Below are 19185 nucleotides of genomic sequence, written 5' to 3'. Positions count from 1 at the left end.
CATGTCACCTCGCCGAAGCTACGACCAGTACTGTTCCGCCGCTCGCGCGCTCGACCTCGTCGGCGACCGCTGGACCCTGCTGATCGTCCGCGAGTTGCTGGCGGGTCCGCGCCGCTACACCGACCTGCACGCGGATCTGCCGGGAGTGAGCACGGACGTACTCGCCTCGCGGCTGAAGGACATGGAGCGGGACGGCCTCGCCACCCGCCGCAGGCTGCCCCCGCCGGCCGCCGCGTACGTCTACGAACTGACCGCACGCGGACGGGAGTTGCTGCCCGTCGTGCAGGCACTGGGCGCATGGGGGCAGTCCGAGCTGAGGGAACGCGGCCCGACCGACGCGGTGCGCGCGCACTGGTTCGCGCTGCCCCTGCTGCGGGCCTTGGCGGAGGAAGGGCTCGTCGACGTCCGCCTGGCCGAAGTCCACCTGGTCGAAATCCGTCTGGACGAAGGGGACTTCCACCTGTACGTCGGCGCCGAGGACGGACCGGTGTACGGCGACGGACAGGCGCCCGCGGAGCCCGAGGCGCGGCTCTCGATGGACACCGGGACCGGTACGGCCGTCGCCCGGGGCCTGCTGCGGGTGTCGGACGCGGTGCGGTCCGGGCGCCTCACCGTCACCGGGGACGGCCCCCTCGCCAAGGCGCTGCGGGAGGCGTGAAAGGAGTGAGGGCCCGCCGGTCCGTCCGGCGGGCCCTCCTGCGCGCGCGGTCGTGCGCGCGCGGTCGGTTGCGTGCGGTCGTCCTCAGACGCCCGGCGGCACCCGGGACGGCCGCCCCGAGCCACGGGTCAGCGTGTACCCGCCGACACCCGCGAGCGCGGCCAGCACACCGCCCACCCCGGTCCACACCCAGCGGTCCGACCACCAGCCGGACGACCAGCCGTCGTCGGGCTTGATGCTGGAGAGCACCGCGGTCTTCGCCGACCCGTCCTTCTCCTCGTCCCCGGCCGTGTCCTGCTTGACGGAGTTCCCGGGCACCAGCGGCTCGGCCAGCGAGCCGTCCACCGCGGCCGAGCCGCCGATGTGCTTGGCGTCGGCGCGCAGCTCGGCACGCACCGGCTGCCCCAGATCGGCCGGGGCGAGATCCACCACGGTCAGCCGGATGTAGTACGTACCCGGCAGCGGGTCGTTCGCCCACGTCTCCGACCAGGCCCGTACCGTGCGCAGCACACAGGCCAGCTCGACCGTGCCGGTGCCCGCCGCGGCGGTGCGGGTCTGGGTGCCGTACTGGCAGGACTGGCGCCGGCGCAGACCGTCGTACACGTCCAGCTGCCAGGTCTGCGTGCCGTGCGTCTGGGGGAGCTTCACCGTGGCCCTGACGTCCGGGCGCTGCCCGGCGTCCGCCGGGAACGACCAGTACAGGTAGTCACCCGTGGAGCCGTCCGCGGTGGCCTGCTGCCCCTGGTCGATCTCGGTCGCCGTACGGAACGAAGTCCCCGCCTGGGTGGGCGCGTTGCCGCCGTCCGACGGGCTCGGCGACGGGGTGGCGTCGGCCGCCGCGGGCGCCGCGGCCAGCCCGAGCAGCAGCAGCGCACCGCTCACCATACGTGTGATTCGCATCAGTTGGACCTCCAGACCGCGACCCGCCAGCGTGACACCCAGCCCCACAGCAGACCCCCGAAGAAACCGGTCACGACCAGCGCGCCGAGCAGCCACCAGCCGCGCCCGAGACCGAAGGCGGCCACGTCGTGCGCCGCGTCCGGGCCGTCCACGACGTCGACGGTCAGCTCAAGCGGCAGCCCCGGCTGCGTCTTCACGCCGGCGGCCGCCGAGAAGGAGTTGGTGACCTGAAGACAGATCGACTCGGCCGGTGCGTTGTCGTCGTCGCTCTCGGGCTTCGGATAGCGCAGGCCCGTCGAGGTGACGTCCGTACGGCCGTTGCCCGCCGCCTCGCCGCGCACCAGCTCCCGCCCGTGGCCGTTGACAGCCCGCAGCAGTATCCCGTAGTCGGGGTTCACGGCCCGGTCCGCCGCGACGCTCACCGAGGCGCGCAGCTCCTGGCCCGGCTCGACGTCCACCTTGTACCAGCGCTGCTGCCCGAACTCCTCGCGGTCCGTGTACAGGCCGGGCTTCAGCGCGGGCGCCTCGGCGCACTCGCCGGACCCCTCGGTCGCCACCGGAGTGACCACCGGATCCGCCGCCCGGTCGACCAACTGGCCCACCCGGTCGCTGAGTTCCGCCTTGTGCTGCACGGAGGTGTAGGTGCCGCCGGTGGCGTCCGCGATGCAGCTGAGCTGGTCGCGGGTCTTGGCGTCCGGCACCAGACCGAGCGTGTCGATGGTCAGCCCTATGCCCTTGGCGGCGATCGCCCGGGCCACCTCGCACGGGTCGAGCGGCTGGCAGGTGTCCTCGCCGTCACTGATCAGGACGATACGGCGGGTGCCGGAGCCGCCGTCGAGGTCGGTGGCCGCCTTCAGCAGCGCCGGCCCGATCGGGGTCCAGCCGGTCGGTGCCAGCGTCGCCACCGCAGTCTTCGCGTCGGTCCGGTTCAACGGGCCGACCGGGTAGAGCTGCTCGGTGTCCTTGCAGCCCTCCTTGCGGTCGTTGCCCGGGTAGTTGGCCCCCAGCGTGCGGATGCCGAGCTGCACCTCCTCGGGGGTCGCGTCCAGCACCTCGTTGAACGCCTGCTTCGCCGCGGCCATCCGCGTTCCGCCGTCGATGTCGGCCTTGCGCATGGAACCGCTGACGTCCAGCACCAGTTCCACCTTCGGAGCGGCCTGCTCCGTCTCGTCGGCGGCTGCTGAGGCGGGGAACGCCAGCGCGGCCGTCAGGGCGGCGAGCAGGGCACAGACCCCCGCCGCCAGCCGTTGTGTTCTGATCATCGGCGGATCCTATTGATCAGAGGTGTCGGGCTCCAAAACGAACGGGTTGGGCAGCGCCGCCCACTGGTCACCGGGGGTTCGCGGGGACAGCCGCATCAGGGTCAGGGCCTTGGCCGGCAACGGCCCTTCGCGCAGCGCGGCCAGATCGGCGGTGCGCGGCAGATCCGGCAGGGCCGCCGTCAGCGCGGTCCGCAGCGCCTCTCCCGAACCCGCCACGGCGGCCAGCGCCCCCGCCACCAGGGAGCCGAACAGCTTGCGGCGCAGCGTCTGCACGTCGTCCGTGATCAGACGGCCCGTCAGCCCGGGCGGCGCGATACCGTGCCGGGCCAGCCGGGCGGGGCTGATCCGGATGTCGGCGAGGTCGCGGTAGACCAGCCGCAGCGGATCGCCCGTCCCGGACAGCACCACCAGGAGGTTCTGGCCGTGCGCCTCCAGGGCCACCCCCAGGTCCAGCAGCCGCAGCCCGACGGTCAGCGCGAGCCGGACGAACGCCGCGAGCCGGGCGGGGGAGTGCGGCAGATCGGTGGCGGCGAGGGCGGCGACCGGGAGCACGTACTCGCCCGGCGCCGCGAACCGCTGCGGCGACTCGCGCAGCACCGCCGCCAGATCGGGGGAGTGGGCGGTGGCCGCCCCCAGGGTGCGGGTGATGTGCAGCAGCCCGTCCGTGCGGGCCGCCAGGCCCTCCGCGAACGCCGACAGGGTCGCCGAGGCACCCACCGAGTACACCGAGATGTCCCGCACCGAGGACGTCAGCCGGGTGCTCAGCGCGGTCTTGACGTGCGGGCCGTCCGGCAGGGCGAGAGTGCGCAGCGACATCAGCGGATGCGCGGACGGCCCGCCGCCGCCCGGGGACTTGAGGACATGGGCGACCTGCCAGGGATGCACGGGGATCAGCAGCCGCTCCCCGTCCCGCAGCTCCGCGGGCCACTCGCCGGTCACCAGGCACTCCGCCGCGGCGACCGGCACCGTCCCCAGGGCCACCACCGGCCGGTGCTCCGGCGCGTACGCCAACTGCTCCGCCACCGAGAAACCGGGCCGGGACCGGCAGCCCGGGTGGAACGGATGACCGTCGACCACCCGCTGCTCCCACTCCCAGTCCCGCGCGGGCCACTGTGGGGAGGGCTCCGGCTGACCGGCCCGCGACAGCGCCAACGAGGCCACGCTGTGCGCGAGTTCACCCGCGAGACCGGCCGCGTGCGGCACCGCGAGAGCGGTCAGCAGCCGGGCCGGATCGTCGTACGCCGTGCCGTCCAGGAACACGGCCGTCACATACGCGTCGGTCGCGTACGGATCCGCGAGCGGCCCGTCGAGCGTCCGGCCGTCGGCGAGCCGCAGGGCGAGCCCGTCCGCACCGGCCGCCCGGCCGGCCGGCCACGGCAGCGGCTCGTGGGCCAGCGCCCGCCACAGACGGGTCAGCACGGCCGCGCGGGCACCGGGCAGCTCCGCCGCGTACCGCGGCACGAGGCCGGGCCGTACGTCGGCCAGCTCGGCGGCGACCTGGTCCTCGGCGGTGGGGGGACGGTGCACGGGCTGGCTCCTCGGATCCGGGTGGGCGGCATGCATGCCGGGTTCGACAGACATACTGATCGGGATCGGACCGCGTGGGCGCGCGACGCCATGTGGCCCGTGACACCATCCGTACGCAGGGACGAGGAACGGACCGCGTGGATCTCAGGCACCCCAGCGACGACATCGGCGTACGTGCCGACGCGTACGCCGCCGCGCCCCTGCTCAACTGCCTGCTCCGGGAGGTCGCCGAGCAACCCGCAGAACCCGGCGGGCAGCCGGTGCACCGGCTGCCCGCGAGCGGCCGGCTGCTGCGCGTGCGCGGCCTGCGGCGGCCCGCCGCACCCGAGGTGTACACGGCCGGCGCCTGGCACCGCCTCGACCACGACGGGCTGGTCGGGCTGGTCGCCGACGAACTGCACCGGCACACCGGCGTGCCCAACGACGAGCTGCCCGGCGAGATGCTCGACAGCCGCGACACCATCGCCGCGCTGCTCACCGCCCGCGCCCGGACGACCCCGCCCGACGACCCCTACCAGCGTTCCGAGCAGTCCCTGCTCACCGGCCATCCCTGCCACCCGGCGCCCAAGGCCCGCGGCGGCGGCCCGGCCGACCGCTGGCTGCCCTACGCCCCCGAGGCCCACGCACGCTTCCCGCTCGTACTGCTGGGTGTGCGCGCCGACGCCGTCATCGAGGAGGGCGACACCGCGGCCCTGGACGCCCTCGGCACCGCCCCGCCCGGCTACCGGCTGCTGCCTGCCCACCCCTGGCAGCTCGACCTGGCCGCCCGCACCCTCGCGCCCGCCTTCGCCGACGGACGCCTGCTGCGGCTGGGCACGACCGCGTCCGAGGTGTGGCCCACGGCGGCGATCCGCACCCTGTACGAACCCGGGCGCGACCTGTTCCTGAAGTTCAGCCTCGACGTGCGCATCACCAACGACATCCGCCGCCTGTGGCGGCACGACCTGCTCAAGCTGCGCCGCACCGACGCCGCCGCGAGCCGCGCCTTCGCCGCCTTCGACGGCCCGGCGGCCTGGCTCGGCGACCGCGGCTACCGCACGGCCGCCTTCGCCTTCGAGGAACTGGCCGTCCTGGTCCGCGACGGGCTCGGCGGCCACCTGCTGCCGGGGGCGACGCCGCTGCTGGCCGCCGGACTGGTGGAGGGCTTCGACGGCGACCCGCTCGCCACCACCGCCGACCCGGCCGCTTGGTGGGCGGCGTACCTGCGCCAGGTCGTCCCGCCGGCGCTGGCGGCCTTCGCCGACCACGGCGTGGTGGTCGAGGCACATCTGCAGAACACGCTGATCGCCGTGGACGGTACCGGCCTGCCCGTGCAGGCGCTGTTCCGGGACGCCGAGGGCGTCAAACTGCTTTCCGACGTGCCCCGGGCAGCCGGCTGGGAACGGCTCGTCTACACCCTGGTGGTCAACAACCTCGTCGAGGTCGCCGCCGCCCTCGCCGAACGCCATCCCGGCCTCGACCCCTGGCCCGCCGTCCGCGGCGAACTCACCCGGCACGGCCTGCCCGAGGCCGGCGCCCTGCTCGCCTCGCCCACCCTGCCGGGCAAGACGAACCTGCTGCTGCGCTGGACCCGCGCGGACGGCGCCGACGCCCGCTATCTGCCGCTGCCGAACCCGCTGGCGGGCGGGTAACGCCGACGCCGGCCGGTGGGCGACGGGTCATGGGCGATGGGCGATGGGCGATGGGCGGTGACAGGGGGCAGAGGCGGGGGCACGGGTGCCGGGCCGGGTGCGCGTGGGGGTGAATGCGGGTGTGGACGTGGGCCAGTTGGCAGGTCCGCTCAGGGGGTGAAGATGTGCTGGCCCGGCGCGAGCAGGCGATGGGGGTCGTAACGGCGCTTGGCGGCGTCGAACTCCTCCCACAGCTTGCCGTACTGGCCGCGCCAGTCGGCCGCGGTCATCGGGACGGACCCCACCGGGTACTGGGTGCCACCGGCCGCGCGGACCGTCTCGTACGCGGCGCGGTTGGCGGCCGTCCGGGCGCTCACGGCCGCCTGGTCCGCCGGGTCCAGCGTCCACAGCACGGCCATCAGATACGGCACCGGGTCGTCGGGGACCCGCAGCAGCGGGGTGTGCAGGCGGCGGTGGACCAGCGGGTAGAGGAGTACGACCCCGCCGGGACCGACGTCCTGCCCGGCGAACCCGTCCAGCAGGGTCCGGGACAGCCCGGCGACGCGGTCGCCGGGCAGCAGCAGATTCAGCCACGGGTGGCACCACGACCAGAATCCCTCCTGCTGGAGGGCGGCCACGCCGTCGGCGAGGCGGTTCAGGAAGTCGAAGTATCCGAGCGTCTGCGCGGTGAGCTGCCCGGACCGGTCGTAGCGCAGGCCGCGCAGCAACTCGCCGTCGTCCCGCGCCGGCCCGGCGGGCGGCCCGTAGGCGACGGCCTCCAGCACGTACTTCGTGTACGCGCCCCGCTCGTCCGGCTCGACCGTGCCCTCGACGTACGTGAACCGCTGGTCCCCGGCGAGCAGCCGCTGATCGGCGAGAAACGTCTCCAGGTCCGCGTACGGGAGCAGGAAGTGCCGTACGTTCTCGGGCGCGGTGACCAGCCGCAGCGTCGCCGAGATGATCACCGCGCACTGGCCGAGCCCGCCGAGCACCGCGTGGAACAGGTCGGGCTGCCGGGTGGGCGAGCAGCTGACCACCTCGCCGGTACCGGTGACCACCTCCAGCGCGAGGACGTTGTCCACCTGGGCGCCGTACAGGTGCGCCTGGCCGCCGAGCCCGCCGGCCGAGAGGGTGCCGCCCACCGACAGCTCCAGGTAGTCGGTGAACACCGGCGGCGTCAGCCCGTGCCGCAGCGTCTCCCGCGCCACCGCGCTCCACACCGCCCCGGCGCCCACCGTGACCTGCCCGGCCGCCACCGGCCCGATCCCGTCCAGGGCGCCCGTCTCGATCACCAGCCCCTCGGCGACCTGCGCCTGACCGTACGTCGCATGCCCCTGACCGCGGGCTGCGGCCTTGACGCGGTAGTCGTTGCAGAGCTTGATCATCTCCGCCACGTCGTCCGCGGACTCGGCCTGGAGCACGACCGCCGGGACCTCGTGCACGATGTGCCCGAAGTCGTCCGCGTCGTCGTCGAGTGTCCCCGTGTCGGTGCGCAGGGAACCGTCCAGCCGCGGCACGGGCACCAGACCGGTCCGCCCGGCCGCCGCCCCCGCCCGCGTCACCCACACCCGTGCCTCCGGTTCGAAGGCCACCACGTCGGCCCCCGCCCCCTGCGCGGCTAAGTCCGTTCGCCCGTCCGACCGCTCCACCATGCGACCCCCTCCTCGCCCGCGCCCGCTGTGAACGGGACGCCTCGAAGTCCCTGTCGAACTCGCGATCGTACCGCCCACTCCGCACCCGTACGGTGGCATTGACCTGGATTTCCCGGTACGGACACGCAGGGCGTGGTCGCGCTCGACCTGCCGTCCGCCACGGTGGGACACCAGGGCGCGATGCCCGTGTCCGTGCCGGCCCGTGCCCGCCCGTTTCTGTGTCCGTGTTCGTGTACGGGTGAGGGGCGTCCGCCGGGCCGGGGCCCGGCGGACTGCGGGAGCCGAGTGGCCGGGGTGTCGTTCAGCTCTTGAGGCGTTCCCGGTCGCCCATCACCATGACGGGGTGCCGGGCCGGGTCGAGGGTGCGCAGCAGGGTTTTCATCCCGGTCTCCGGGACCGTGACGCAGGCCGACGTGCCGTCACCGTGGTCCAGGTGCAGCCAGATGCCGCCGCCCTTCTCCACGCCTTCGGGCCGGGACCAGTCATAGGGCGGGGCGCCCTTCAGCCGGTTGTAGTCGATGGCTATGACGTAGTCGAAGTCGTGGGCGTGAGCCTCTTCCTCGGGCAGTGTGGCGGCGAAGGCGTTGTCGTCGTACCAGTACGGCAGCCGGCTGCCCGGGTCCCGCAGCGAGCCTCCCGCGTCCGTGAGGCTGTACACCCCGACGGGGGTGCGCTCGTCGTCCAGGCGGTGGTCCGTCGTCCAGCCCATCCTGCCGTTGTGCGCGGGCCAGCTGCCCGCCCGCTGCCAGGCCGTACCCCGCTTCTCGTAGAGCACGAGGAGGCTGTCGGGGGAATCCCGGCGCTCGCCGTAGACGACGATCACCTGACGGGTACCGGCCGGTATCTGCTTGCTCATCCGGTCTCCGACGCCCGGGAGGTGGATGCCCACCGCCGGGCGGGGGGAGCCGGATGACGCCGGGTTGTTGTTTCCGGGTGCGCCGCCGGGGCTCGTCGAGTCGGTGGTGTCACCGCATGCCGTGGTCGCCGTCAGCAGGATGCCGAAGGCGAGAGCCGCGGATATGGCATGGCGCGCACTGCCGCGTCGCATCGGCCGCAGAGACGGCCGGGTAACTATTGATGTCCGCATGATCAGGATCTTGTGGCGGAACGCGGGGGGTGCGCATCCGCACGCTGGCATCTGGCCTAAGCGGCGGAGGGGAGCCGGGAGCCTGCCGGCCATCGGAACGGGGAGCCTGTCGGTTATCGGAACGGGGAGCATGCCGGCTACCGGAACCGGCAACCTGTCGGCTAGGGGAGCCGGGAGTCTGCTGGGGGAGGCGTCCGGACGCCCGCCGTCCTCGGCCGCGCGCCGGTAGTCTCTGCACGGACGAGCCGCGAGCCACGAGCACACGTGGGCCATGAGCACACGTGGGCCACGGGTGCGTGAGCCCTGAGCAGTCGGAGGACGACATGGAGACACGGGACCTCTACAACGTCCGGGTGCTGCCCGCAGAGGGCACGACCACACCGCTGACCGAGGAGGAGGAGCGGCGTTTCCGGTCCGTGCTGTTCAACGAGTTGGGCAACGAGATCGCCGACCGGGGTTGGGCCGCTTTCCCGGCCTACACACCGCAGGACCGCCGCCGGCTGGTAGCGGTCGCGCACCGCCTGAGCGCCCATTGGCGGCGGCAGGTGTTCGCCGAGGCCGAGGACCACTGCCGTATGCGGCTCTACCTCGCCGGGTACGAGGCGCAGCGGGCGCCGTTGCCGACCGGGTCTCGTCCCTCGGCGCGGTGAGCCGGCCGAGGCCGCGTCGACGCCGGGCTCTGCCCGGCACCGTGCCGGCCGGGGCGTCGGGAGCCGGCGGCTGCGCGGCAGGCCGACGTACTTCCAGGGGGCTGGCTTGGCCACCGCGCCCGACGTCACCGGGGAACAGTGCGCCTTGCATCAACACCAGGTCGGCCCCATCCGGGTCGATCTAGACTTCGGCGGCCACGATGCGAGCGCAGCCGAAGGGGGCCTTCATGTCTCATGCACAAGGGACCGGCGGGAGGGCCGATTCCGAGGACACGGAAGGGGCTCCGTCTCCGGAGGGTGCGGGCGACGCGGACGCCGGATCTTCCCGGTGGAGGCGGCGACTGTCGTGTCTGGCCGTCGTGGTGGCCGTCTTCGCGGGCGGAACGGGAGGTTTCCTGTGGTTGTTCCAGGACGAGTTGTTCCATCCGTTCGGGGACGCACGAGCCTGTGCGGGCAGCGACGCAAGACTGCCGGATGTGATCTCGGCCGGTGGCGTGCCGATACCTGCCGACGCTTCGGACATTCACTACGTCACCGAGAACGGCAGCGCCCGGGTGTCCTTCCTCAGCAGGCAGATGCCGGACTACCTGCACCGCGCGGGACTCGTCCCCGAGGGGAAGCCCCTGCTCGAATATGACGAGAAATATGCACTCGGGGAGGGCGAGAGCGAGCTTCCCGAGGGGCTGTGCGGGCCGGCTGTCGCCGGACCTGTGTGGTCCCACGAGCTCGCCGGTCCGCGCCCGGGCGGCTCGATCCTGGTCGAACGTTCCTCTGTCCTCCCCGGCGCCCTCCGCGCCCCGGCCCGTGTGATCGCCATCTTCAGCATGCGCTGATCGTGCCGAGACTGCCGCTGGCCTCAACCGTCTGGTGCGGTCCGTACAACAAGCAAGCTCCGAGCCGGTGGCCCGGGGGCGGTCATGGAGCGGGTGACGGGAACCGAACCCGCGCTCTGAGCTCGGGAAGCTCGTGTGCCTCACGGGCGGGAAGCATGCTGGCCTGCGGCGGATGGCTGGTGACTCCTGAAGGTCGCGGTCTGACTTCCCCGGTGTCCCCCGTGTCTTCCCGACCGACCTGGCGCGGTTCTGGCACGTCCGCAGGCGGGCCGGCTATGGGAACAAGGGCGTTGTCAGTGGGAGCTGTTAGCTTCCGTTGCAGAGGTGGGCCGGTTCGATGTTCTCGCCGAAGAACACGGCGGCCAAGGGGGGTGGCCGGATAGGGGTCTCCGGACCAGTGGGTCTCGGGACTCCGAATGGTTCCGTACCCACCCCCCTCACAACCTTCTGATCTGTGGGTGGATATCACGCCATCGATGCTGCGCCCGACGTAGCGCGAAAATGGCGAAATTCCCGCGAAAGACGCCTGAACGAAGACGCGGAACTACCGCCCCGGTGAGGACTGGCGAGCAGAAGGAGGGAAGTACACGGGAGCCGGCCGCTGCGGCGCGCCAGCGTTGGACGACTGGGACCCGAGCTCAATATCGGTCCCAGGTCGCCGGTGCATCCCCTGCTGGGCTGATAGGAGAGCAGTACCAGCAGCAGTAAGCAATGAGGCGCCTGCCGCCAAGCCGTATAGACCGCTCGCGACTTTGTTCTGCGTAGATACGGCAGCAACGGTAGCTGCTACAGCGCCTCCCGTTGTTGCGCCCGAAGCAACCTGATAGGCGAGTTTCTTTTGGTTGGCTGCCTGGTCCGGTTTCGGCATTTCATCCCTTTCGTGGGTGTTGAGTGAGCTAAGCTCACTTTGACACGCTGATGTATGGAGACTCTGTTCGCGTTTTACAACGCTTGTGGCGAGCCTTTGGTTCAGTCGATCTCCGTCAGTCCCCCGCTCCCGTCAGCGGAGAGCCGGCAACGGGGAGAGGTCGGCTCCGCGGCCTTGGGCTGGAGCCGCCATGGGACGAGCGATCGGCAGCGGGCGGCATCAGCACCACCCGACCGGACCCGTTGCCGTACTTCGCTGCTGTACGCCCCCGAAATGCAAGAAGCCCCGGATCTCTCCGGGTCCTCTCACCTGTGTGCACTCGGCAGGATTCGAACCTGCAACCTTCTGATCCGTAGCTCTACAGAGATCGGTCAACGAGGGTCACAGACGTCGCCATTCGGCTCCTCGGAGCGGCTGTTGGTCGTGGTGGTTGCTGTGGTTGCTGTACTTCGCTGCTGTACGGCAGGGCGATGGTGGCCGAGCTGTGTTGTAGGCGATCCCACGTGTAGCGGGTCGATCACGGCCTCAAGGGTGTACTGGACATAGCGCAGGTACCCGCGAACGTCGCGGATCTGACGCTCGCGGTTCCCTGGCCGATGCCTCTCCACCCGACGTCGTAGGACAGCCGCACGAGAGTCGGGTACCGGGCGCGAACATGATCGTCTCCTATGGCGAGAAGATCGGTCTGCATGCCTTGACGGATCGAACCGAGGGCCGCCGCGCAGCGCTCACCGTGACGGCTCCGCCGGCCAACGTCCCTATCAGCGCACTGGCTGTTTGGCTCGCAAGTTCCCCCCAGGTACTCACGCTTGCCATCTTGGGCCACTTACGTGGAACTCAAACCCACGCCGCTGTGCCTCCCGAGGCTCGATTAGGACAGGAGGGTTGCCGTGGTGAAGGGCGCTCTCAGCTTGGGAAGCTGCGACACTCTGGGGCTGATTAGGGCGTTGAGCTGGGCGAACGGTAAAAGCACAACCTTGTCGGGCGGGGCTGCTTTCACCGTGATGGCCCGGTGTTCCCCTCTCCTTCTGGTGGGGTTGTGGTGCGGACTTTTGAGCGTGGCTGTCTGGCGGCCACCAGTCCCAGTACCCCCACAAAGACGGCCGGCGCCAGGCTCAACACGTCGCAGAAGACGACGACCGGGAATGGGGCGCTCAAAGCTCGGGGGAGCTTTCCGAACGCCGCTACGCCAATGACAAGGGGTACCCACACTCTGAAGACGCGGAAGCGAAGGGCATCAGCTCCCCGGTGTACCTGTTCCTGCTCCACGAGGCGTGCGTACGCAGCGGCCACTATGAGAAGGGCTCCGAGGCCCACGATGCCCCAGGTCATTGCTGTCACGATTCCCCCACACCACATGGCGCTTGCCTCGACGTTGATCGCGGACACTCCGCCCGATGGTGACACAGGACGCCCGGCGGTAGGAGAGGGCAGCGCACGCTTTCCAACCGTGGTGGTGGGGTGAGGGGCGGCGTCCCAGTGCGTTGAACACGGTTCATGGGAAGCTGGCCGAGGGCGCGGAGCCGGCTCCAGGACTCTACTGAACGTCCCTGAACGGCGCTGAATGAGACGGAAAACGAGACGGATGCGCCTTCTCCACCCCTCTTGGTGCCTTGGCATGGCTGAGAAGAGAAACCGGCGGTCTTGCTGGCCAAATAGGCGTCCTTGTCCGGCCCCTTGGCACGTCCTCAGACTTCCGGCATGGTGTATCGGTGCCGTGCGCAGACCGACGACGGGACGTTGTGCAAGAACCGAGTGACCGGTCCAGACGTGCGATGTCATCACCATCGCGGTCGGCCAGCCGGACGCGTCCCTACGCCCCGTAAGCGACCTGCGAAGCGTGCCCAACCCCCACGTCGAGCACCGCGGCAGTCAGCCGCGCCCAGGGCTGCTACTCAGCCCCAACGACGCGCCCAGCCTCCAGCACAAGCCACCCGAGAGCGTCAGAGAGCGGAGGAGGCAGCACGGTTATGCCTGGACGTCATCGAGCACGGTGGCACCGCAGTCATCGCTGAACGCGCGTCCGACTACGTCTCGGAGAAGACGTGGAAAACGCTCGTGAATCGCCACCGCCGGAGAGGCTGTGATGACCTCGCCCAGTTGGCGCGCAGCATCCTCAAAGGAAAGGAACGATTACATGAGGCCGTTGGCCGCGCAGCAGGCGGAATCTTCGGCTTGTTGGGACGCCCCAGGATTGAGCGGATCTTTGCGCAAGAACTGGCCCGGAGGATCCCGCTGCCGGTTGATGCGAAACTCTCGGCAGCTGCACGGGGCTTGCAGATCGCGGGTATCTACGTTTGCATCGCTGGCAACAAGGACCTAGCCGACTGCGCCTGCCTGCGAGACGTACTCAAGTTCGAGAGCAAGGAACGTCTACAGCGACTGGTGCAGGGCGCGATGGAGGACTGGCAGGGACTTCCTCGCCACATGCGCGATCGCGTAACCGAGCAATGAGAGTCCGGCGGCGGGGAGGAGCGTGATCCCTAGAGCTGACTCTTAGCTTGGGAAACTGCGGGCATTTGCAACGGGTTTGGGCGCTGACCTAACCTCGAAGTTTCGTGACGGTCCGCTGGCGAAGTCGGTGGACCGTTTTCGCGCTCTGGGCTGAGGTTGGGCAGGACCCAGGCCCGAGTGTCGCCTCGGGATGGCGCCGGGTTCCACTGCTCCGGGTGTTGAGGTGCTGTCGAAGGGATGGGGGATCCGTCGGTCAGCCGGGGTCCGGCAGCTGGGTCAGCCGGTCAAGTGCGGCGGTGATGTGACTGGTCCAGGGCCAGTGCCGGGCCAGGCGGAGGATCCGCCGACGGCCGGTGCTCACGAGCTGTCCGGCCGTGGTGAACAGGCGGAGCCGCAGGCGGCGGGGCTCCCAGAGTCTGGCCTTTCCGGTCAGCGCGAGCATCGGCATCCAGGCCAGCAGGTCCAGCGCGATCTGCACGATCTCCAGCCAGATGCGGTTCTGGGCGGTGCGGTGCAAGGGGAGGTTCCGCAGCCCGGTAGCCCGGGCGGCCCGGATGCGGTCCTCGGCCCGGGCCCGCAGCCGATGACGGATCTCGAGTTCGGCGATCGGCCGTCCGGAGGTGTTGGTGGCGAAGCAAGTCAGCCGCATGCCGTCCGCGTCAGTGAGCCTCAACTGGGCCCCGGGGTACGGCCGTTCCTTCCTGACGATCAGCCGCATCCCCTTGGGCCAGCCGGTCAGGACGTCGCCGGTGAGTTCGGCGACCCAGGCGCCGTCGCGGACCTCGCCGTCCGCCTCGACGGCCGGCGTCCAGGCGGATGCCGGAACCTTCAGCACGTGCTCGTGGACCGCATCCGTGATCACCATGCCGACCGAGTAGGACAGCCACCGTCCCCGCCGGGCCAGCCAGGCCACGAAGTCATGGGTACCGCCCGCGGAGTCGGTGCGGATCAGGGTCTGCCGCCCACGCCGGTACTTCTTCGGGAGCTGGGACAGGGCCAGACGGGCGGCGGTGATGTGGTCGGCGGCTGTGTTCGAGCCCGCGTTCCCCGGTCTGAGCAGGGCCGCCACCGGCTCCCCGGTGCCGCCCGGTCCGTGGTCGACGAACCCCATCAACGGGTGGTGTCCGTAGGTTCGTTTCCAGGTCGCAGCTGCGTCCTCCTTGTCCGAGTGCGCGATCACCAGCACCCCGTCAAGGTCAACAGTCACCGACCCGTCCGCATCAGGCGCTTTCCCTTCGGCCAACCGCCAGACGTTTTCGCGGACTTCAGCCCGCGCGGCACGGATGGCCCGCAGGGCTTTCTCCCCGGAGGCTGCGAGGGCGTCGACCAGGCGGGAGACCGTCGGGTCGGAGGCGGCCGGCCCGAACACGGCCGGCCCGGCCCGCAGCATGCCGACGTCAGCCAGGCAGTCGCCGCCCAACGCGACCGCCAGTGCGACGTCCAGGAGGACCTTCCCGGGGTCATGGACGGCTCGGGGCTTGCGCCACGGAGCCAGTGCCACAGATATCGCCCGGTCAAGGCCAACCTTGCGGACCGTCTCCATCAGCAGGACCGAGCCGGCCTGCGAGACCACCTGGCGGCCGTCGCCTCGGACACGGACACGCGGGTACGACGCGATAGGCTCTCTCACCTGGAAAGTGCTCTTTCCCTCGCAACCAACAGGACCCTCAGCAAGTCCTATCGCTGCAGGTCAAGGGCACTTTCCGTATTTCTGATCAGCCTGTGGACAGGCCACCTCGTGAAAGCGCGAGGCTAAAGAACGGGCCGGACGGAACCTCGCCGGCCTCGGCTGTACTCCCCGTGATTCCGTGATTCCCCGCTGTTGCCCGCTCGATCAGGGTGATGATAGACCTTCCCTCCCAGCTGCCGGAGCACCTGGTGGCGGCAGGCGCTGGCCGAAGGCTCGTCCTGCACGCCATGCACAGCGTTGTCGACTGGCTTGCGTTCGCCGTGTGGGAGGACGGGCGCCTGGTCCGCTCGCTGAGCCTGTCCCCGGACAGCGGCATCATCGAGAACATCGGCGAACCGCTCCCCTTTGAACTGCCCTACTGGGCCGGAGACCGGCCGGCTGACATCGTGCCCTGGCCTGACGAAGAGGAAGAGCCGTACTGGGGAGTCCGTCACCTTGGGTGACATCACACAGGGCGTTCCCTGCGGGATCACCTGATCGTCGGTTATGTGTGTCGTTGACGGATGTCCGGTGGGCGAGGAGGGTGCCGTGCCGCCGGATCGGGGCCTCGCCGGCTGTTCGGCACCTCCGCGCCACTGGGCGGTGTGTGCCACGGACCTCGACTGAGATGAACCTTCTAATTCGTGGTTCCGTCTTGACTCACGGAAACCACTGGGAGAACCGATCCACTGGAGGTCACAGGATGACGACACCCATCAGCCCAGACCGTCTTCCCCTGACGGTCCAAGCTGCCATTGCCAAGACACTGAGGGAGCAGATTGAACAGAGGGCTGGAACACCTGCCAACGGGGATCCGCTGGCAGAGTTCGCCAAGAGCCTGGACAGCACATTGCGCGCGAGGGGAGCGACATCCGCCACCGCCGCGATCGTTCCGCCGCCGGAGCAGATTCGTATGGCTCGGATGGACCCAACTCAGGGCGCCTCAGGGCAGGCTTCCCAGCAGACATCGACGTCTTCCCGGCCGGTGGCCCCCTACGACCCCGTGCGTCATCGGACGGCGTCTCCCACTTCACCGGGACGAGTCGCAGGACGCTAGGTGTATTGATCACGAGCATTATCAACGCCGACCAGGCTTGATCATCACGTACCTCCGGTGTGGTGGAGCTGTGCCTGTTTGATTGGCCGGAGGGGGATCATGGCGACCAACGTCGAGGCGACCGCCGCCGAGTTCGAACGGCTCCGGGTCGGTGAGATCTCCCCCGGCCTGTCGCAGCTCGCTCTCACTCCGGGCGCGTCGGTCGATGAGCGGAGCGGGCCGACCGCCAAGGCGAACGCGGCCCGTGAGCTGCGCGCGGTGATGGAGAGCCTGCGGAAGCTGGCCCCGGTCGCCGAGGAGGACGACAAGGTCGACCAGTTCACGCAGAAGCGGGAGGAACGCCGTGTCCGTGCCCGTCGCGCCTGACCTGGGCGTGCAGACGCCCCGGTGGTCGGTGGACCGGCAAGCGGACGAGTGCCCGCGCGGCTGCACCGAGCACGACGCCCCCGACGACCCGGCAGCCTGGGCGAAGGCGAAGCCCGCGTCATGGCCCTGCCCGCCGTCCACCAGTTGCTGCCCTCCTGGCTGCGCACCGACGACGGGGCGGGAGCGCGCGAGTGAATCCGCAGGACCCGGCGTCTTCATTCCGCCCGCGCAGATGTACTGGGAGCTGAGATCCTCTCGTAGCAGCGCCAGTGGCACCAGGCCGCGCTCCTCTCCAGCCGCATCTGCTCGGCTGCGGTGGCCGGGTTCTCCCAGAAGCTGACTGGGAGCGAAGGGACGTCGCCGAACTCCTCCAGCAGCCCGAGGGCAACCTCCCACTAGTCTTCCCTGAGGTAATCCCAGACGTCCCGCACCGTGATGTCGTTCTCTGTGGCGATCTCCTCGGGGACAAGCAGTGTCGCGGCTTCGAGCAGCTCGGGGACGTTCATGTCCTGCTTTACCAGGCCGGCAGGGTGATCACAGGACGAGCATGAGCTTGCCGCCGGGGCGGCGAGACCGGCTGAGCTCGGCCGCTTCCTGGATCTGGTCGAGCGTGTAGGTGCGGGCGACCGGTACGACCAAGATGCCTTCGCCGGCGAGCCGGGCGAACTCGTCCATCTGGTCATAGCTGATCTCGGTGGTGATCCGGACGCCCAGCTCGGCCGCGGCGGCGAAGTCCGAGACGGTGAGGACACGGTCGGGATCCCCGGTCAGCTCGATCAAGGTCGGTAGCGAGCCGCCAGCCGGGCTGGGCTGGTCGGCGCGGTCGATCCGGCCCCCGGCCGGCGTCGCGTCCAGGGCGCGGTCGACGCGGCCTCCGGCCAGTGTGCTGACGCGTTCGGCCATGCCCTCGCCGTAGGCGGTCACCTGGGCGCCGATCTCTTCCAGGGCGGCGGCCCGAGTCGGCCCGGCGGTGGCGATCACCCGAATACCCCGGTGCAGCGCGAAGCGCACCGCCGCCTCACCCACGGTGGTACCCGCGCCGTGGACGAGCAGCAGCTCACCGGGCTGGACGCCGAGGTCGTCGAGCGCGCGCCACGCCGTCTCGGCCGCCATCGGCAGCGCGGCGGCCTGCTCGGCGGTGACTCCTTCGGGGATGCGTGCCCAGGCCGGCATCAGCGCGTACTCGGCGGCGCCGGCCGTCGGGCCGTGGAAGGCGGCCGGGCCGAACACGCGGTCGCCGATCTGGACCCCGGTGACGCCCTCACCGAGCGCATCGACGGTGCCCGCGATCTCCAAGCCGAGCCCGCGCGGCAGCGGCGGCAGATGGTCAGCGAGGAGACCGTCGACGACGTGCCAGTCGGCCGGCGTCAGGCCGCACGCCTGCACGGCGATCCGGATCTGACCGGGACCCGGCTCCGGCTGTGGGACGTCGCGGAGCACGATCACGTCCGGGGAACCGAACCGGTCGAATTGCAGAGCCTTCATGACGATCTCCTGTTGATGACAGCATCTGTTGTCATCGACCATAGCAGCTGATGACAGCTTCTGTTGTCGTACCCTGGTGGGCATGCCGAGATGGGAATCCGACGCACAGGGCCGGCTTGAGCGCGCGGCGCTCGAACTGTTCGAGACGCAGGGCTTCGAGCGCACCTCGGTCGCGCAGATCGCGGGCGCCGCCGGTCTGAAGGAGCGCTCCTTCTATCGCTACTTCCCCGACAAGCGGGAAGTCCTCTTCGCCGGTGACGAGATCGAGACCCACCTCGTCGCCCAGGTCGAGGCGGCCGACCCGGCCCTCACGCCGATCGAGGCGGTGCTGACCGCGCTGAGAACCGCCGAGGAGATCTTTCGCCCGCGGGAGTTCCTGCTGCGCCGCGTCAGAGTGATCGCCGCCAACCCGGCACTGGCTGAGCGCGATCTGATCAAGCTCGCCGACATCGCCGACGCGCTGGCGCGGGCGCTTGAGCGCCGCGGCGTCGAGCCGGGCAAGGCACGCTTCATCATCGACGTGGTGCTGGCGATCCACCGGCGCGCCACGTCCCGCTGGCTGACCGACCCGGACGCCTCCCTCTCCCAGCTCATCACCCAGGCCGCCGACGAACTGCGCGAGGTGGTCACGCTGCCGGCTCCGACGGCCAGTTGAGTCGGCCCAGGACTCCCGAGGCTGTCCGCAACGGACTCGCTAGCCGAGTCACGTCAGCCGAGTCACGTCCGGCCGACGCCCACGTGATTTTCGTTCACAAGTGTCCCTATTGGATTGCGCCTGCGACCAGGCAGCGAGGTGCGGGTGCAGCCGTTCCATCCTGCTCGATTCGCCTGGCGCCGAGCAGGTCGACGGTGTCCTCGCCGCCCCAAAGTGATTCTTGGGGGCAGCCGCAGCGACTCGGGCAGCAGGACGCGACAGGACCACAGCCGACGGACTTCGGTGAGGACGTCCTGCTTGTGGCCGATGGCGCCTTCGGCCGCGCGGAGGTCGTCACGGAACTGGTCGAGGTGCGCGTGGGTGATGTGGGCGAAGCGAGGGATCTCACGGCTGGCCAGCCAGGTGAGGAACACCGTGGAAGCTACGCAGCATGCCGCTGAATGAGACCAGGG

16 protein-coding genes and 1 pseudogene are annotated in these 19185 nt (G+C 70.4%); 8 read left to right on the top strand and 9 right to left on the bottom strand.

The genetic code is table 11. The annotated features are described in order from the left end of the window. The first annotated feature begins 1 nt into the window (after position 1). A complete protein-coding gene (locus ACFYPJ_RS31780) occupies positions 2-658 on the top strand; it encodes a winged helix-turn-helix transcriptional regulator (RefSeq protein WP_389024685.1) in 657 nt (218 codons plus the stop codon). Positions 659-742: 84 nt separating this feature from the next. On the opposite strand, the gene ACFYPJ_RS31775 is transcribed toward ACFYPJ_RS31780, so the two are convergent. From ACFYPJ_RS31775 to ACFYPJ_RS31765, 3 genes are read right to left on the bottom strand one after another with little or no spacing between them, the layout of a single operon-like run. Next, complete coding sequence (locus tag ACFYPJ_RS31775; RefSeq protein ID WP_389024684.1) at positions 743-1558, bottom strand: hypothetical protein; 816 nt, start codon at positions 1556-1558, stop codon at positions 743-745. Next, complete coding sequence (locus ACFYPJ_RS31770) at positions 1558-2820, bottom strand: VWA domain-containing protein (protein WP_389024682.1); 1263 nt, start codon at positions 2818-2820, stop codon at positions 1558-1560. The genes ACFYPJ_RS31775 and ACFYPJ_RS31770 overlap by 1 nt, the downstream gene beginning before the upstream one ends. A 9-nt stretch (positions 2821-2829) precedes the next feature. Then, positions 2830-4347 carry an IucA/IucC family protein gene (locus ACFYPJ_RS31765; RefSeq protein ID WP_389024680.1) on the bottom strand — a complete coding sequence of 506 codons (1518 nt, stop codon included), beginning with the start codon at positions 4345-4347 and terminating at the stop codon, positions 2830-2832. 137 nt (positions 4348-4484) lie between these two features. Between ACFYPJ_RS31765 and ACFYPJ_RS31760 the strand changes: the two genes are divergently transcribed. Next, entirely contained in the window at positions 4485-5978 is a 1494-nt protein-coding gene (locus ACFYPJ_RS31760) for an IucA/IucC family protein (protein ID WP_389024679.1), read from the top strand. A gap of 149 nt (positions 5979-6127) precedes the next feature. Here the strand turns inward: ACFYPJ_RS31760 and ACFYPJ_RS31755 are convergent, their stop codons facing one another. Then, a complete protein-coding gene (locus tag ACFYPJ_RS31755; RefSeq protein WP_389024678.1) occupies positions 6128-7609 on the bottom strand; it encodes an FAD-binding protein in 1482 nt (493 codons plus the stop codon). Between the two features lie 301 nt (positions 7610-7910). After that, a complete protein-coding gene (locus ACFYPJ_RS31750) occupies positions 7911-8465 on the bottom strand; it encodes a L,D-transpeptidase family protein (protein ID WP_389024677.1) in 555 nt (184 codons plus the stop codon). A gap of 554 nt (positions 8466-9019) precedes the next feature. Between ACFYPJ_RS31750 and ACFYPJ_RS31745 the strand changes: the two genes are divergently transcribed. Both ACFYPJ_RS31745 and ACFYPJ_RS31740 read left to right on the top strand, forming a co-directional pair. After that, on the top strand, positions 9020-9346 hold the full coding sequence (locus ACFYPJ_RS31745) for a hypothetical protein (RefSeq protein WP_389024675.1): 327 nt from the start codon (positions 9020-9022) through the stop codon (positions 9344-9346). A gap of 362 nt (positions 9347-9708) precedes the next feature. Next, a complete protein-coding gene (locus tag ACFYPJ_RS31740; RefSeq protein ID WP_389024674.1) occupies positions 9709-10179 on the top strand; it encodes a hypothetical protein in 471 nt (156 codons plus the stop codon). Between the two features lie 1864 nt (positions 10180-12043). Here the strand turns inward: ACFYPJ_RS31740 and ACFYPJ_RS31735 are convergent. Next, entirely contained in the window at positions 12044-12436 is a 393-nt protein-coding gene (locus ACFYPJ_RS31735) for a hypothetical protein (protein WP_389024672.1), read from the bottom strand. Between the two features lie 711 nt (positions 12437-13147). Here ACFYPJ_RS31735 and ACFYPJ_RS31730 point away from each other — a divergent pair. After that, positions 13148-13501 (top strand): hypothetical protein, encoded by a 354-nt coding sequence (locus tag ACFYPJ_RS31730; protein ID WP_389024670.1) that lies wholly within the window; start codon positions 13148-13150, stop codon positions 13499-13501. 253 nt (positions 13502-13754) lie between these two features. Here ACFYPJ_RS31730 and ACFYPJ_RS31725 read toward each other — a convergent pair whose 3' ends face one another. Then, positions 13755-15131: an IS1380 family transposase gene (locus ACFYPJ_RS31725; RefSeq protein WP_389024669.1), complete on the bottom strand. Its 1377-nt coding sequence runs from the start codon at positions 15129-15131 to the stop codon at positions 13755-13757. A gap of 212 nt (positions 15132-15343) precedes the next feature. Between ACFYPJ_RS31725 and ACFYPJ_RS31720 the strand changes: the two genes are divergently transcribed. Then, the gene (locus ACFYPJ_RS31720) at positions 15344-15634 is read left to right on the top strand and encodes a DUF6928 family protein (RefSeq protein ID WP_389024667.1); all 291 of its coding nucleotides are present in this window, start codon (positions 15344-15346) and stop codon (positions 15632-15634) included. Between the two features lie 692 nt (positions 15635-16326). Beyond that, positions 16327-16593: a hypothetical protein gene (locus tag ACFYPJ_RS31715; RefSeq protein WP_389024666.1), complete on the top strand. Its 267-nt coding sequence runs from the start codon at positions 16327-16329 to the stop codon at positions 16591-16593. A gap of 254 nt (positions 16594-16847) precedes the next feature. Here the strand turns inward: ACFYPJ_RS31715 and ACFYPJ_RS31710 are convergent. Together ACFYPJ_RS31710 and ACFYPJ_RS31705 are read right to left on the bottom strand one after the other, a co-directional pair. Further along, positions 16848-17099: pseudogene (locus ACFYPJ_RS31710) on the bottom strand (hypothetical protein); the annotation flags it as partial. Between the two features lie 28 nt (positions 17100-17127). Next, positions 17128-18078 carry an NADP-dependent oxidoreductase gene (locus ACFYPJ_RS31705; RefSeq protein WP_389024664.1) on the bottom strand — a complete coding sequence of 317 codons (951 nt, stop codon included), beginning with the start codon at positions 18076-18078 and terminating at the stop codon, positions 17128-17130. Positions 18079-18160: 82 nt separating this feature from the next. Between ACFYPJ_RS31705 and ACFYPJ_RS31700 the strand changes: the two genes are divergently transcribed. Next, complete coding sequence (locus ACFYPJ_RS31700) at positions 18161-18733, top strand: TetR/AcrR family transcriptional regulator (protein ID WP_389024662.1); 573 nt, start codon at positions 18161-18163, stop codon at positions 18731-18733. Positions 18734-19185 lie beyond the last annotated feature (452 nt).

Origin of the sequence: Streptomyces sp. NPDC006012 (genome assembly GCF_042871185.1) — a bacterium.
Classification (GTDB): Bacteria; Actinomycetota; Actinomycetes; order Streptomycetales; family Streptomycetaceae; genus Streptomyces.
This window is presented reverse-complemented; position numbering and strand designations above follow the sequence as displayed.

What these genes read in the sequence shown, in the direction of transcription:
- ACFYPJ_RS31780 (WP_389024685.1), top strand. Translation starts at nt 2, where the DNA reads ATGTCACCTCGCCGAAGCTACGACCAGTACTGTTCCGCCGCTCGCGCG.
- ACFYPJ_RS31775 (WP_389024684.1), bottom strand. Translation starts at nt 1,558, where the DNA reads ATGCGAATCACACGTATGGTGAGCGGTGCGCTGCTGCTGCTCGGGCTG.
- ACFYPJ_RS31770 (WP_389024682.1), bottom strand. Translation starts at nt 2,820, where the DNA reads ATGATCAGAACACAACGGCTGGCGGCGGGGGTCTGTGCCCTGCTCGCC.
- ACFYPJ_RS31755 (WP_389024678.1), bottom strand. Translation starts at nt 7,609, where the DNA reads ATGGTGGAGCGGTCGGACGGGCGAACGGACTTAGCCGCGCAGGGGGCG.
- ACFYPJ_RS31750 (WP_389024677.1), bottom strand. Translation starts at nt 8,465, where the DNA reads ATGAGCAAGCAGATACCGGCCGGTACCCGTCAGGTGATCGTCGTCTAC.
- ACFYPJ_RS31745 (WP_389024675.1), top strand. Translation starts at nt 9,020, where the DNA reads ATGGAGACACGGGACCTCTACAACGTCCGGGTGCTGCCCGCAGAGGGC.
- ACFYPJ_RS31720 (WP_389024667.1), top strand. Translation starts at nt 15,344, where the DNA reads ATGATAGACCTTCCCTCCCAGCTGCCGGAGCACCTGGTGGCGGCAGGC.
- ACFYPJ_RS31715 (WP_389024666.1), top strand. Translation starts at nt 16,327, where the DNA reads ATGGCGACCAACGTCGAGGCGACCGCCGCCGAGTTCGAACGGCTCCGG.
- ACFYPJ_RS31705 (WP_389024664.1), bottom strand. Translation starts at nt 18,078, where the DNA reads ATGAAGGCTCTGCAATTCGACCGGTTCGGTTCCCCGGACGTGATCGTG.
- ACFYPJ_RS31700 (WP_389024662.1), top strand. Translation starts at nt 18,161, where the DNA reads ATGCCGAGATGGGAATCCGACGCACAGGGCCGGCTTGAGCGCGCGGCG.